The following is a 14,765-nucleotide window of genomic DNA, read 5'->3' as shown; positions in this document are numbered from 1 at the left end:
CCTGCGTAACGTGTCAGGAGAGGTCATGCGGGTGCCAGGGTGTTTTCGCCAAGTGGTCGTGCTGTTGGGAATGTTGCTGGTAGCGGAAGTGGGGCACGCCCACTCCTTGCCTGCTCCAGAGGGGCCAGTACTGCTGAAGATGTCAGGCGACATCGATAATGCCAATGTGGGAAATCAGCTGTGGCTGGATCGTCAGATGCTCGAGCAACTCGAAGGGCGGGAGCTTACGACCGATACCCCCTGGCACCGTCAGGCGAGTCGTTTCAAGGGCCCGCTTCTGCGCAGTGTCCTCGAATTGGCGGGCGTCAGGGCTGGGCACATCCGGGTGCATGCCTTGAACGGGTTTGTGGCGGATATTCCGGTGTCCGATGCCCAGCGCTACGACGTGATACTGGCGATGTCCCAGGACGATAACGTCATGTCGGTGCGAAATTTTGGCCCGCTGTTTGTGCTCTATCCCTTCGATGACCACCCTGAGCTGCACAACGAAACCATCCAATTTCGCTCGGTGTGGCAAGTGGATGCGATCGAGGTGCCTTAAGGCCTATGCGCCGTGGTGACAAGCCTCGGGCGGGTACGTCGAACGCCATGTAATGAGGAATCGGTGGTGCAAAGTGTGGTGGGAGGTGGTTTGCAGACCTGCAAGGAGGCAGTGCCGCGCGTGCACGTCGTTGAGGTAGCAGCAGTCAGAGCAGCAGCCAGCAGAGGCATCGTCGGCTCGTGTCGTCATTCGCTGCGGCGTAGACGTTTACGCCCGTGGCGGGAGGAGGGCGTCTTGGGCGTCCGCGTTGCATGAGGCGTTATCCGCTTCGGCTTGTCTTCAGCGCCGTGGCCGCGCTGGCCTTTTTTGCCGCCGCCATGGTGGTGATCGGGCTGGTCGCGTGGCGCCAGGACAATCTGGCCCACCGGGTAATGGAAGACGTGACCTGGCACAGCTACAAGCTGGACCGGGACACTGTGCAGCTTCGCAACCGTCTGCTGTTTGGCGAGCATGGAGCGCATGGTGTCGCCGATTTCAGGCTGGAGTTTGATCTGCTCTACAGCCGTTTAAACCTGTTTCAGCATAGCGATATCAGTGAGTTGTTGGAGCAAGCGCCAGCGGCACGCCGTCAGTTGTCGTTGATCACTGACCTGATGAAAGACCTGGACGCGGAAGTGAGTGTGCTGTCAGCACTGGACAGCGATACCTTATCCCTACTTGATCAGCGACTGGTCCGCCTGAGTACGGAGACCGAGCGCTTGATCATGGCCGTCAACGGCTACCTGGCCGAGGTCAATACGGAGGAGCGTCAGCGGCTCCAGTGGTTGTATGTGCTGTTGCTGGTGATGATTCTGGGCATGACCCTGGCAGGGGGCGTCATGCTTACTGTGCTGCTCAAGGAAGCGCGGGACAACGAGGCGTCTCGCAAGGCCTTGGAGACCTTGAGCGGTGAGCTGGAGATCAGTGCACGGCGGGCCCAGTCTGCCAGCCAGGCCAAGTCGGATTTTCTGGCCACCGTCAGTCATGAGATACGCACCCCGCTCAACGGCGTCATCGGCATGAGTGAGCTGTTAAGCGACCTTGATCTGCCTGAACGCGCCGATCACTACTCTCGCACGATCCATTCCAGTGCCCGTCAGTTGATGGGCATGATCGATGACATTCTGGACTTTTCCAAGATCGAAGCCGGCCGCATGGAAGTGGACGTGCAGCCGGTGCAGCTGGACCGGCTGGTGGAAGAAACCCTCGATCTTTTCCGTCCCAAGGCCCTGACCAAACGGCTGAAATTACTGAGCCACATGGATGACACCTTGCCGCCGTGGATTGAAGGCGATCCCGGGCGGCTGCGCCAAGTGGTGCTGAATCTGCTGGCCAATGCGATCAAGTTTACCGAACGCGGCATGGTGCGTCTTTCCGTGACGCGGCTGGACGATGAGCGGATCCAGTTTGATGTGGTCGATACCGGTCAGGGTGTGGATGCCTCGCTGCTGCCCCAGCTGTTCGAGCCGTTCAGGCAAGGTGACGCGTCGGTGGCACGGCGTTACGGGGGGACAGGGCTGGGGCTTGCCATCTCCAAACGGCTGGTGGAGTCGATGGGCGGAGAGATCGGCGTCGATAGTCGCTGGGGCAAGGGCAGCCGATTCTGGTTCAGCTTACCTCTGGTGGCCTGTGAGCAGGACGAGCGTGCCATGCCGGCGGCCCCCTCCGGGCGCCCGCGGGTGGCCCCGAAGCAGCTGGCCGAAGCGGATCTGCTGGTGGTCGAAGATAACCTGGTCAACCAGGAGGTGGCCATGGCGATGCTCGAACGCCTGGGTTGCGCCGCGACCCTGGCGGCCAGTGGCAAGGAAGCGCTGGCACTGTGCGGCGAGCGTCGCTTCGATCTGATTCTGATGGATATTCAGATGCCGGACCTTGATGGTCGAGAAGTGACGCGGCGCTTGCGTAGCTTTGCCGACTGGCGGCGGGACGTACCGGTCGTGGCCATGACCGCAGGTGGAGCCAGCCATGATGAGGCAGACTGCCTGGCTGCCGGTATGAATGACTACCTTAACAAGCCGCTGCTGATGGGCACCTTGCTCAGCGTTCTCAAGCGCTATCTGCAAGGAGAGGGGCATGCTGTCGAGGGAGCGAGCGCGGCGACCTCGCTGATCAACGTCAAGACACTGGATGCGTTGGACGAGGGCCTGGGCGGCGAGCGCAGAAACGCCTTGGTCAAGCTGTTCGGGCGTCAGGCGCGAGCCCGGCTGCCGGATATCGAGCGGGCCTATCGCGAGGGCGAAGATGAACCCTTGGCGCGACTTGCCCACCAGCTTCGCGGTGAAGCCGCGGGAGTCGGGGCCCAGGCCGTGGCGGAAGCCGCCCAAGCCCTGGAATTCTGGGTCAGGGAAGGGCGTCCCACGGAAGCGCGGGGTGTGATCGACAGCTTGCCCGATCTGCTGGAGCGAACCCTGGAGGCCTACGCTCAGAGCCAATACCGTTTCCCGCTGGCATGACATTGGCTCCGGCATGGCCCTGGCTCTGACATGGCCTTGGCTAGAGCGCGGGCGACAGTAGCGTTACGCCCCAAGGGCAAGTCATCCTTGAGGAGTGATCCGCGTATCGCGCAATGACCTGGACGCTGTCAAGAGCGGTAACTGGTGGGCAACGGCCGCCGCCAGCGCGGATGACGCGGTACGACGGTGCGCTGGGGATTATAGCGTCCATTGACCGCCTCCAACGCCAGATCCAGGGCCTTGTGGGCGATGGTCTGGTGATCCTGGACGGCGGAATTGACCGCCAGCGGCAAAAAGTCCAGCAGCCGGTTGTCTCCGAAGCTGGCCATGGCCAGGCGAGAGGGAAGCCCTCCGCGGGCGATCAACTCGTCCAGCGCACCCTCCAGCAGAATGTATGAGGCGGTAACCAGCGCATCCGGCAGCCCGTTGGCATCCATGTACTCGCCAAGCATTCTGGCGCCTTCCTCCCGGGCATACTGGTGGCCGCTGGCCAGCGTGCACTCCAGCTCGCGCCCTTCGATGCCGCGGTGGAAGCCGGCGCGACGCTCGGCGGTGATCGACAGGTGGGGTACCGCGTCCAACCACAGAATGCGTTTTACCGAGGACGTCATCAACGACCGTGTCAGCTGTTCCGCTGCATTGGCGTCATCACTGACAACGCTGGCGAACTGGTCAGCCGACAGTCCTCGGTCAATGGCGATGACGGGTAGGCCTTCTGCCATCATGTCGGCGTAGAAGATTTCCGGCTGCTCCAGACAGCTTGCGACGATAAGTGCCTCGCAGCGCTGAGCCCGAAGTGCCAGGGCCAGGTCCTTCTCACTGTCCGGCTGGTCGTCGGAGCCCACAATCAGCAGCTGGTAGCCCGCGGCCCTGGCACCTCGTTCCAGGTGCTTGGCGAGCCTGGCATAGCTGGAGTTCTCCAGGTCAGGAATGATCAAGCCAAGAATGCGGCTGGTCCCTCTACGCAAGGCGGCGGCCTGGGCGTCAACACGATAGCCATGCTCGCGGACCACGGCCATGACGCGATCCACCGTGTCCTGACGAATGCGACGCTCCTTGGCCTTGCCATTCACGATGTAGCTGGCGGTGGTGCGAGAGACGCCTGCCAAGCGAGCGATTTCGGCCAGGGTCATGCGGTTTACTCCCTCTTGTGGATGCCACGGTATCGGCGTAGGTGTTGCCGGAAAGACGGCGGCGCCGGTTCATGCCTGCGCTGTCACGTACCTGCGCGAGATGCGCGCAGGGATAGTCTACCTGTTGGCGGTCGCGGTGCCCCCTGCCAAAGTCTTAACAAACGCGACTTGCCTTATGCGCTGAATCGTACCAGCATTGTGCCATGGTGAGGTGACACGATTCAGCTTTGTGGCAGATCAAACGCCAGACCTGGCCGAGCAGGGACAAGGCTCGCTGGCCCAGCAACGCCATGGTCCCGGCGATCCCGCCTGTCTCGTATCACCCTAGTGACTGTTCATTACCGGTGGGGCCCGCAGGAGCCTCGCCCAGGAGAACTTCAGATGCTGACGCTGAATGCCGACGACGTCTTGCTGGACTGTCGTGCCGAGAGCTGGCGCCACGCCCTGGATACGGCCTTCGACGCGCTGAAGGCGGCCGATCTGGTAGAAGATGGCTATCGCCAGGGACTGCACGACAGGGAAGCCCAGTCGTCTACCTGGTTAGGCAACGGGATTGCGATTCCCCATGGAACTCCCGCCAGTCGCGAGGCTGTGCGGCAGACAGGGGTACAGGTATTGCAGTTTCCCGAGGGGGTCGAGTGGCACGATGGCCAGCAGGTGCACGTGCTGGTGACGATCGCTGCCCAGAGCGACGAGCACCTCGATATTCTGCGTAGCCTGACCCATGTGCTGGACCAAGAGGGAGTGTCGCAGCAGCTGGCGGCGGCGACCACCGCCGCTGAGGTGGTGGCACTGCTTGGACGCAAGGTGGTGAGCGCCCGGCTCGACGCAAAGACGTTGGTGCTCAATCAGGCCGGGCAGGACATGTTTGACCTGCTGCTGGCGGGCGCGCAGCGACTCAGGCATCTCGGCCTGGTCGATGGTCGCTTTGTCGGGGACGTGCTTGAGCAAGCGCCTGCTGCCCTCGGCCATGGTCTGTGGCTGTATGCCAGCGACACCGGGGTGGCGGAGCCAGGCATGTCTGTGGTTACCCCTGCCGCTGCCATCGAGCATCAGGGTGGCCGGATCAAGGCCGTGCTGTGCCTTGCGGCCCAGGGGGAGGCGGGCCGGCCACTGGCAGACGCGGTCCTGTCCTTGGTCGACGCCCTGGCGTCGACCCCGGCACCTGAGCTGGACGAGGGTGATGCCGATGCCTGGCTGAGCCTGCTGGCTGGCGAAGGCGGTGGCGTGGCTAGCCGGCGGGTGCAGCTGCTCAACGCTCATGGGCTGCATGCGCGCCCCGCCAAGGTGCTGGTGCAGAAGGCCCGTGAAGCGGGGGTGGCAGTGCAAATACGCCTGGCCGACGGAGGTGGCCAGCCGGTCTCGGCGGCGTCCTTGACCAAGGTGATTGGCCTGGGTGCGCGTCGCGGCCAGGAACTCGTGCTGTCCGCGCGAGGCGATGGCGCTGAAATGGCCCTGGAGCAGCTGGCCGAGGCCATCACGGACGGTCTTGGCGAGCACGTTACGCCGCTGTCTGCCACTGCGACAGCGACACCCGCGGCGATGGCGGCAGACACGCTGGACAGTGAAGTCCCGACAGTGCCCCAGGAGGATGAACCTGTCACCGCGGTTGCCGCCTCTCCTGGACTGGCAGTGGCGCCGCTGTACGTGCTGAAGACACCGCGCTTCGACTATCCCGAGCATGCCTCCGACCCTGCCGCGGAAAAGGCCCGTCTGGCCGATGCCATTCAGCAGGGTGCCGATCAGCTCGAGGCATTGATTCGCAGTACCGCAGGCGGCGAGGTCGCGGCAATCCTCTCGATGCACCAGGAAATGCTGGATGATCCCGAACTGGCCGAGGCCTCGCGTGAGGGAATCGATGAAGGGTTATCCGCTGAGGCGGCCTGGTGGCAAGCGATCGACGTGGCCGCGCGGGCCCAGGAGCAGCTGGCGGATCGGTTGCTGGCCGAACGTGCCGCGGATCTGCGCGATGTTGGGCGGCGCGTGCTGGGCATTCTGTGTCAGATCGAACTACCGCAACCGCCGGATGAGCCTTACCTGCTGGTCACCGATGATATCGGCCCGTCAGATGTGGCTCGCCTGGACACCCAGCGGGTGAGGGGCATCGTCACGGCACGTGGTGGTGCGACGGCGCATAGCGCCATCCTGGCAAGAGCGCTGGGGATACCCGCCGTGGTGGGGGCTGGCGCTGGCGTGCTGCAGCTGACCAGCGGCACCGACATGCTGTTGGATGGCGACGAGGGCTGGGTCGTGGCGGCCCCGACGGCCGAGCGCCGCGAGCGCTTCGCGTCGCGCATGGAAGAGCTCGAGGCGCTCAAGGAAAAGGCGTGGGAGGCCCGTTTCAGTGAGGCGCGCACAGGCGATGGCCAGCGTATCGAGGTGATGGCCAATCTGGGTAATACCGCCCACGCACATGACGCCGTCTCCCGCGGCGCGGAAGGCGTCGGGCTGCTGCGTACCGAGTTTCTGTTCATGGCCCACGCCTCGCTGCCCGATGTGGCCACCCAGGAGCGCGAGTATCGTGAAGCGATGGACGCCCTGGACGGTCGTCCGCTGGTCGCGCGCACGCTGGACGTGGGCGGTGACAAACCCCTGTCCTATTGGCCGCTGCCCCAGGAAGATAATCCCTTCCTGGGACTTCGCGGCATTCGTCTGGCGCTCAAGCGTCCCCAGGTCTTGCGCGATCAATTTACCGCGTTGATCAAGGCCGCCGCAGGCCGTCCGCTGCGCATCATGCTGCCGATGGTCAAGGATGTGGCGGAGTTTCGCGCTGCCCGCGCCATCTTTGATGAGGTGCTGGAGACGCTGGGGGTGAGACATGACGGGGAATCGCTCCAGCTGGGCGTCATGATCGAGGTTCCCTCATGCGCCTTGCTGGCGCCGAGCCTGGCCCCAGAGGTCGATTTCTTTTCGATCGGGACCAATGACCTGACCCAGTACACCCTGGCGATCGACCGGGGCCACCCGGAGCTGTCTGCTGACTCCGATGGCCTGCACCCGTCGGTATTGAGGCTGATTCGAATGACCGTGCAAGCCGCTCATGACCATGGCAAGTGGGTCGGTGTATGCGGCGAGCTGGCCAGTGACCGCCAGGCGATCCCGGTGCTCGCAGGCCTGGGCATTGACGAGCTGTCGGTCAGCGCGCGCCAGGTACCCATGGTCAAGGCCAGACTGGCGAGTGTGACGATGGACAAGGCGCGCGAGCTCGCCGCCCTGTCTCTGGCACAGCCCACCGCCAGTGACGTGCGCCGCGCGCTGGAGGCCCAGCAATGAGCCGGAACCAGGACGAGGCCAACAAGGCCCCGGTGCTGACGATCTCGGCCAATCCCGCGCTGGATCTATCGGTAGGGCTGGCGCAGCTGGTGCCGGGCGCCCTGCATCGCGCTGAATCGGTGGAACTGACCGCGGCGGGCAAGGGCGTCAACATGGCGCGAGTGCTGGCCGCGCTGGGCCATCCGGTGTGTGTGACCGGCTTCCTTGGCAAGGACAACGACGCCGCCTTTGTCGACGCCTTTGCCGACATGGGGGTCGAAGACGCCTTCGTGCGGCTGCCAGGGGCTACCCGTATCAATACCAAGCTGACCGAGCAGGATGGTCGCGTCAGTGACATCAATGCGCCGGGGCTGGCGCTCGAGGAAGAGCACTGGCAACGCTTGCTCGACACCCTGGATCAGCGCCTGAGCCAGCCTCAGCTGCGGCCTGCGGCGGTCATGATTGGAGGGAGTCTGCCTCCGGGAATTGCCCCCCAGGCCCTGGGTGAGTTGATCTCTCGGGTCAAGGCCGCCGGGATCCCGGTGTGGGCAGATACCAGCGGTGAAGCTCTGCGAGTCGCGGTCAAGGCCGGCGCCGATGCGGTCAAGCCGAATGTGGAAGAGCTGGCTGATTGGGCCGGGCGTGCGCTGCCCGGTGATGACGCCATCCACCAGGCGACCTTGGAGTTGTTCGCTGCCGGCGTCGGCGATGTGGTGGTCTCGGCCGGGGCTTCTGGAGTGACCTGGTTGGGTCAGCAGGGGCTGTGGCAGTCGCTTCCCCCTGCCGTCAAGGTCAGCAACACCGTATGTGCCGGAGACACCCTGTTCGCCGGACTACTCCATGGGGTGCTGTGCGAGTGGTCTGCCGAGCAGGCGTTGAGATTCGCCACGGCGCTATCCGCCGAAGCGGTGCGCCATACCGGTGTCGGATGTAGCGACGCCGGCGACTTTTCCGATCTTCTTTCCGACACCAGGGTGCGACGCCGCAATGACGTCGAAGCCCGGGGAGTAATGGCATGAATGTGATTGTGCTGACGAACTGCCCGAGTGGCAGCGTCACGAGCTATCTGGCGGCTCAGCGCCTGGAGCCTGCAGCCAAGGCTAAGGGCTGGCAGGTATCCGTAGAGATGCATTCGAACCTGGCCAAGGTCGAGGCGCTGTCCAACGACACCCTGGCCGCGGCTGAACTGGTCATCGCCGTCGGCGAGCCGCTGGCAGGGGCGCATCGTTTCAGCGGCAAGCGGCTGTATCGCGGCCAGCTGGCCGACGCGCTGGGCGATCCTGATGCCTTTCTCGACAAGGCGGCGCGTGATGCGCAGGTTTTTACACCGCTCAATGACGGCGCCGAGGGGCAGTCAGCGGGCGCTGTCGAGGAGCCGGGAAGCAGTGCGCGTATTGTAGCGGTGACCGCTTGTCCCACTGGGGTAGCGCACACCTTCATGGCGGCCGAGGCACTGGCGGAGGCCGGGCGTGCCTCGGGTCACCAGATTCGCGTCGAGACTCAAGGGTCGGTGGGTGCTCAGGACCAGCTGACGTCCGAGGAGATCGCGAGCGCCGATGTGGTCATTCTGGCCTGTGATATCGAAGTGGACCCCAGCCGTTTTGCTGGCAAGCGGATCTATCGCACCTCCACCGGCAACGCCCTGAAGAAGTCTCGTCAGACGATCGAGGCTGCCTTGCAGGAGGCGAGCCTTGAAAGTGGTGGCGAGCAGGCCAAGGCCGAGTCCGCCAAGAGTTTCAAGGAAAAGGGGGTCTACAAGCACCTGTTGACCGGTGTGTCATTCATGCTGCCCATGGTAGTGGCCGGCGGTCTGCTGATTGCATTGTCCTTTGTCTTCGGGATCGAGGCGTTCAAGGAAGAGGGCACACTACCGGCTGCGCTGATGGAGATAGGTGGTGGCACCGCCTTTGCCCTGATGGTGCCGGTGCTGGCCGGCTACATCGCCTATTCCATCGCCGATCGACCCGGCATTGCACCCGGCATGATTGGCGGCATGTTGGCCTCGAACATTGGCGCGGGGTTTATTGGCGGCATCCTTGCCGGCTTTCTGGCCGGCTACGTGGCCAAGGCGGTGACGCGCTACGTCAGGCTGCCCTCCAGCGTCGAGTCGCTCAAGCCGATCCTGATTATCCCGCTGGTCGCGAGCCTGGTAACGGGGCTGGTGATGATCTACGTGGTTGGCGAGCCGGTGGCACAGCTGCTGACAGCCCTGACCTCGTTTTTGGAAAGCATGGGATCTACCAACGCGGTGCTGCTGGGAATCCTGCTCGGCGCGATGATGTGCTTTGACCTTGGCGGACCGGTGAACAAGGCGGCGTATACCTTCGGCGTGGGTCTACTGGCCTCGGAAACCTATGCCCCCATGGCGGCCATCATGGCGGCTGGCATGGTGCCTGCGATTGGCATGGGGATTGCCACTTTTGTGGCCGGGCGAAAGTTCGCGGATGCGGAACGTGAAGCGGGCAAGGCATCCTTTGTGCTGGGCATGTGCTTTATCAGTGAAGGCGCCATTCCCTTTGCGGCCAAGGATCCGCTGCGAGTGATTCCGGTCAGCATGCTGGGTGGAGCCATCACCGGGGCCATCTCCATGCTGGTGGGGGCCAAGTTGATGGCACCTCATGGCGGCGTCTTCGTGCTGCTGATCCCTAACGCCATCACGCCGGTGCTGTGGTACCTGCTGGCCATCGTCGCCGGATCGCTGGTGACAGGCCTTGGTTATGCGGCGATCAAACGCAGTGAGGTGTCTGCCATGCCCGTTGGCGAAAGCAGCTGATGGAAAGGTGACACGCTGCACAGGTGTGGTGCATTGATGTGACCCGAAGGGTCCTGTCGGTGCGATGGTCAGGCTCGGCCCCTTGGTGGGTCGGGCCTTTTTTCTGTAAAAGTGATTTTTTTCGAGAAGATAAGCTGTCATTTGACGAAGGTGCCAAGAGAAAGATGACGCCCACCGGCGCTGTGTCATAATGGCTTGGATTTTGCTTGATAAAGCATGTACCGACGTTGCCGCTGCCGCTGACTACCCTAGCCGCCGCGGCGTGGGCCTTACCGGGCCCGTAGTAACCCCTACCCTGGGTATCTGGAGGCGTTCGGCGCTGATCGCGCGGCGACTCCGGTTGATGAGGAGATCCCATGTCAAGCAAACCTGTCACATTGATGGTGGCACGCCGCGTCGCACGAGGCCGCTACCACGACTTTACCGTCTGGCTCGACGAAGGCCGTGAACTTGCCGCGGATTTTCCCGGTTATCTCGGTTCCGGCATCCTGGCACCGCCTCCCGGGGACGACGAGTACCAGATCATCTTTCGCTTTCAGGACTCCGACACCCTGGCCCGCTGGGAGCATTCGGCCTCTCGCCGCGCTTGGCTTGAGCGTGGTGCCGGGCTGTTTGATGCTCCGCTAGAACGCCGTGCGGTGGGACTGGACAGCTGGTTTTCGTCGCCTGGACCGAGAGTCCCCCCGCGCTGGAAGCAGGCCATCGCCATCTGGCTGGCGTTTTTTCCCGTGTCGCTGATGTTCCAGTGGGGGTTGGGGGATGCGCTGGCGACACTGCCGATGGTGCCTCGTGTGCTGGCCAGCACATTGATGCTGACGCCGGTCATGGTGTTCCTCTTCATCCCCCTTTCCACGCGCCTGTTGGCGCCTTGGCTGCAGGCCCCCACGCGGCGCCTGCCGCGGTTCAAGCTACGTCGAAGCTGAGCCAGCCGAGTTCACACCAGAGCATTGAGTCGTGACCCTGGCGGCACCTACACTCAAGGGAGCGCGGCGTGACACGCCGTGCGCCCCTGTGGGCAGGAGCCGAGGACCTTCAATGGCGGATAGGGATAGTGGTCTGGATAGCGGTCTGAACAGCGGTCTGGACAGTGAGACGGATCGTGGGACGGATAGCGGGATATCCGCCCCGGTCGCGCGCGACCACGAGGCGCTTGGCCTGAGCGTGGCGTGTAGTCGCGATCCCCGGCCTGGGGCAGCGGCGCAGGAGTTGAAGCAAGGACTCGATCACCCCGATCTTGGGTTCGTGCTGTTCTTCGTCAGTGCCGAATACCCGCTGGACGAGCTGGCCGAGGCGATCGACGCCAGGTTTGGTGAATTGCCGGTGGCCGGGTGTACCAGCGCCGGGGAGATTACGCCAACTGGCTATGCCCGCGGCTCCATCGTGGCCATCGGCTTTGATCGTCGGCACTATGGCGTCGCCACGACCCTGATCGAGGAGCTGGACGACGTCACATTGCCGGACGCACAGCGTCGGGTCGAGGCGCTCTTGAGCAGCGCGCGACGACGCCTGCCGGGAGAGGCGTTTGCGCTGACACTGCTCGATGGTCTGTCGGCCAGTGAAGAGCAGGTGCTGGCGACGCTCGACGCCGCACTTGGCGGTATCCCGAGCTTTGGCGGCTCAGCGGGCGACGACAATCACCTGGCCCATACCCATGTGTTTACGGCAGGGCGCTTTCACAGTGGTGCTGCGGTTGTCGTGCTGATCACCACCCGCCACCCCTTCGAGGTGTTTTCGTCCCACCATCTCAAGGCCCGCAGGGAGAAGCTGGTGGTGACCCGTGCCGACGCCGAGGGGCGGCGCGTGCTGGAGCTCAATGCGCTGCCCGCTGTCGATGAGTACGCGCGGTGGGTGGGAGTGCCAGCCAGCCAGCTCGATGAAGGGGTGTTCGCCCGCTTCCCGCTGGCGGTCAAGCTGGGGGATGCCTACTACGTGCGCTCCATCCAGCGTGCCAATGCCGACGGCAGTCTCAGCTTCTACTGTGCGGTGGAAACCGGCATCGTGCTGACCGCGATGGCTGCCGAGCCCATTCTCACCGCGCTGGAGCACACCCTGGGCGGACTGCGGCAGCGGCTAGGCAGCCCGCAGTTGATCATCGGCTGCGACTGCTTTCTACGCCGCCTCGAGATAGAAGCCCTCGATCAGGTGGCAGAGGCCTCCCGCCAGCTGTCCGGGGCATCGGTGCTCGGCTTCAACACCTATGGCGAACAGCACCATGGCATGCACGTCAATCAGACCTTCACGGGGGTGGCGATTGGATCTGGCAGGTGAGCGACAGCCGAGTACCTTGACGACGGCGCTGGAACACGAGCTGGAGGAAGAGAACCGGCGACTGCGCAAGATCTGTCAGGCGTTGATGGAACGCGTCGAGTCGGCGGGCATGGGGTCGGCGCCCTATGGCGCCTTCGAACACGCCGTATTGCTGGCGGAGCAGGTGCGCGAACGTACCGAGACGCTGCACCGCACCCTCGATGAGCTGGCAGAGGCCAATGCGCGGCTGGAGGAGGCGCGGCGCGAGGCAGAAGCGGCCAATGCCTCCAAGACACGTTTTCTTGCGGCGGTCAGCCACGATCTGCTGCAACCCTTGAACGCAGCCAGACTGTTTGCCAGCGCTCTGGAAGAGCAGCAGCTAGGCCATGAGCCCGGTCGCCTGGTCCACCGCATCGATCGCTCCCTGGCGGATGTGGAGTTGCTGCTGGGGACGCTGGTGGATATCTCGCGGCTCGATGCGGGCGTGCTGACGCCGGATATCGCCCCCTTTTCAGTGGCCCAGCTGCTGGACGTACTGGCGGAAGAATGCCGCCAGATGGCGGGGGCGCGGGGGCTGGCGTTGCGCTACGTCGCCAGCAGCGCCTGGGTCGCCTCGGACCTGGCCCTGCTGGCCCGCGTCATCCGTAACCTGATGTCCAATGCGGTGCGCTATACCGAGTCCGGACGCGTGTTGCTGGGCTGTCGGCGTCGGCAGATCGGTGGAGCGGCCTGTCTCGAGATTGTGGTCGGCGATACCGGACCAGGCATCGATGCAGCACGCCAGCAGGACATCTTCCTCGAGTTTCGGCGTGGTGATGCCGACGCCAAGGCGCAGGAGCGCGGTCTCGGTCTTGGGCTTGCGATTGTCGAGCGCATCGCGCGCTTGCTGGATCATCCCATTCGGCTGGTCAGCCGGCCCGGGCATGGCGCCTTGTTCTCGGTCACGGTTCCCCTTGTCGAGTCGGTGCCGACGCCGCTGGAGACGCCCGACAGACAGCGCCTGCCCGGGGAAGAGGTGCTGGCGGGCAGCCTGGTATGGGTACTGGACAACGACCCCGCTATTCTCGACGGGATGCGGGCGCTGCTGGGTGGATGGGGCTGCGAGTCGCGGCTGGCGCTTGAAGTCAGCGAACTTGAGCAAAGCCTGGACAGTGCAGAGGCTGCGCCTGATACCCCTGCGGGACCCAGGGTGGTTATGATCGATTATCACCTGGCCGATGACGAGGAAGATGGGCTCTCCCTGGCCCAGCGTCTTGCCGCCAGCGGGCGCGGTATCGTCCCGATTCTGATCACGGCCAACCACGACGCTGCCATCAAGCGCCGCTGTCGCGAGCAGGGCATCACCTGCCTGTTGAAGCCGGTGAAACCGCTACGGCTACGCCAGGCATTGGTGCATCTCTTGAGTTGAGGCGAGCGTGGGAGCCACTGGAAGGTTCGTGTCGCGACGGTAGGGAGGGGGTGTGTCGGTAGCACTTTATTTGGGTGAGTGAAGTGACGCAGCTGACTTGGCGCACGGTGTGCTGTCCTTCCCTACGTCTTCTTCCGGACCCTGGTCACGGCTGTCTGAAAACCTGGCTGCGTCGTAGTCGGCGCCTTAGCGGGTCCGTCGGTTTGCCAGGCAGGTCAAGAGGGTGGACTCGTCGGCGGCCAGGATGGCCTGCACTCGACTACTGACCCCGAGCTTCTTGAGAATGGCTGAAACGTGGGTCTTGACGGTGGTCTCGGCGATCTCGAGCTCCCGTGCGATGACCTTGTTGGAGGCTCCGCGGATGACCAGTGAGAGCACCTCAAGCTGCTTTCTCGTCAGCTGGTTCAACACGTCCACGGGAGTGGCCGTGCTCTGCGCGGGGGCGGGAGAGGGCCTGACGGCAGACAGCTCAGCTGGCCGACGCATGATATCCGCAGGCAGATAGATCTGCCCGTCAAGAATCTGCTTGATCGCCGCCAGCAGGTCCGGGCGAGGCGTGGATTTGGGCAGGTATCCAACCGCGCCTAGATCCAGCGCCCCCAGTACCGTGGCTCGGTCACTCTCGGCCGATAGCACGGCCACTGCCACGCCAGGGAACGCACGCCTGAGGGTATCGAGGCCATCGAGCCCCGAGGCATCGGGCAGGTTCAGGTCCAACAGCACCAGGTCGACATTGTCATCGGCATCCAACCCCTGGGCCAGAGCGGCGAAACAGTCCGCCTCGCGCAGCGAGGCACCGGGCAGTCCTGCCTGGATCACCGCGGTGATGGCGTCGCGAAACAGAGGGTGATCGTCAGCCACCATCAGGCTGTACATGTCGGGCTCTCCGCGTTCTTCACGATGAGCCTCCTACCGAAGGAGGAGGCGCTCTCCTGCCAGGGCAGTATGTCGCATGCCGGGTCCGTGACCAAGACTGGAA

At 63.9% G+C, this 14,765-nt stretch carries 10 protein-coding genes; 8 read left to right on the top strand and 2 right to left on the bottom strand.

The window, feature by feature from the left end; translation table 11 throughout:
• Positions 1-25: 25 nt before the first annotated feature.
• The gene (locus tag JF545_RS04785; RefSeq protein WP_206939804.1) at positions 26-541 is read left to right on the top strand and encodes a molybdopterin-dependent oxidoreductase; all 516 of its coding nucleotides are present in this window, start codon (positions 26-28) and stop codon (positions 539-541) included.
• Between the two features lie 251 nt (positions 542-792).
• A complete protein-coding gene (locus JF545_RS04780) occupies positions 793-2,973 on the top strand; it encodes an ATP-binding protein (RefSeq protein ID WP_206939795.1) in 2,181 nt (726 codons plus the stop codon).
• A gap of 128 nt (positions 2,974-3,101) precedes the next feature.
• On the opposite strand, the gene cra is transcribed toward JF545_RS04780, so the two are convergent.
• A complete protein-coding gene (cra, locus tag JF545_RS04775; RefSeq protein WP_206939788.1) occupies positions 3,102-4,106 on the bottom strand; it encodes a catabolite repressor/activator in 1,005 nt (334 codons plus the stop codon).
• Between the two features lie 381 nt (positions 4,107-4,487).
• On the opposite strand from cra, the gene ptsP reads away from it, so the two are divergent.
• The 6 genes from ptsP to JF545_RS04745 all read left to right on the top strand — a co-directional run bounded on the left by ptsP (position 4,488) and on the right by JF545_RS04745 (position 13,786).
• Entirely contained in the window at positions 4,488-7,379 is a 2,892-nt protein-coding gene (ptsP, locus tag JF545_RS04770) for a phosphoenolpyruvate--protein phosphotransferase (RefSeq protein WP_206939787.1), read from the top strand.
• Positions 7,376-8,377 carry a 1-phosphofructokinase family hexose kinase gene (locus tag JF545_RS04765; RefSeq protein WP_206939786.1) on the top strand — a complete coding sequence of 334 codons (1,002 nt, stop codon included), beginning with the start codon at positions 7,376-7,378 and terminating at the stop codon, positions 8,375-8,377. Before ptsP ends, JF545_RS04765 begins: the two co-directional genes overlap by 4 nt.
• Positions 8,374-10,131 carry a PTS fructose-like transporter subunit IIB gene (locus JF545_RS04760; protein ID WP_206939785.1) on the top strand — a complete coding sequence of 586 codons (1,758 nt, stop codon included), beginning with the start codon at positions 8,374-8,376 and terminating at the stop codon, positions 10,129-10,131. The genes JF545_RS04765 and JF545_RS04760 overlap by 4 nt, the downstream gene beginning before the upstream one ends.
• A gap of 356 nt (positions 10,132-10,487) precedes the next feature.
• Positions 10,488-11,054: an antibiotic biosynthesis monooxygenase gene (locus JF545_RS04755; RefSeq protein ID WP_206939784.1), complete on the top strand. Its 567-nt coding sequence runs from the start codon at positions 10,488-10,490 to the stop codon at positions 11,052-11,054.
• A gap of 112 nt (positions 11,055-11,166) precedes the next feature.
• Positions 11,167-12,399 (top strand): nitric oxide-sensing protein NosP, encoded by a 1,233-nt coding sequence (nosP, locus tag JF545_RS04750; protein WP_206939783.1) that lies wholly within the window; start codon positions 11,167-11,169, stop codon positions 12,397-12,399.
• Entirely contained in the window at positions 12,383-13,786 is a 1,404-nt protein-coding gene (locus JF545_RS04745) for an ATP-binding response regulator (protein ID WP_318245678.1), read from the top strand. The genes nosP and JF545_RS04745 overlap by 17 nt, the downstream gene beginning before the upstream one ends.
• Before the next feature lie 186 nt (positions 13,787-13,972).
• Here JF545_RS04745 and JF545_RS04740 read toward each other — a convergent pair whose 3' ends face one another.
• Positions 13,973-14,662 carry a LuxR C-terminal-related transcriptional regulator gene (locus JF545_RS04740; protein WP_206939781.1) on the bottom strand — a complete coding sequence of 230 codons (690 nt, stop codon included), beginning with the start codon at positions 14,660-14,662 and terminating at the stop codon, positions 13,973-13,975.
• Between the last annotated feature and the right edge of the window lie 103 nt (positions 14,663-14,765).

The organism is Halomonas litopenaei, assembly GCF_017303055.1.
Classification (GTDB): Bacteria; Pseudomonadota; Gammaproteobacteria; order Pseudomonadales; family Halomonadaceae; genus Halomonas; species Halomonas litopenaei_A.
Note: the sequence above shows the minus strand (reverse complement) of the source record. Positions and strands in the feature narration are given on the sequence as shown.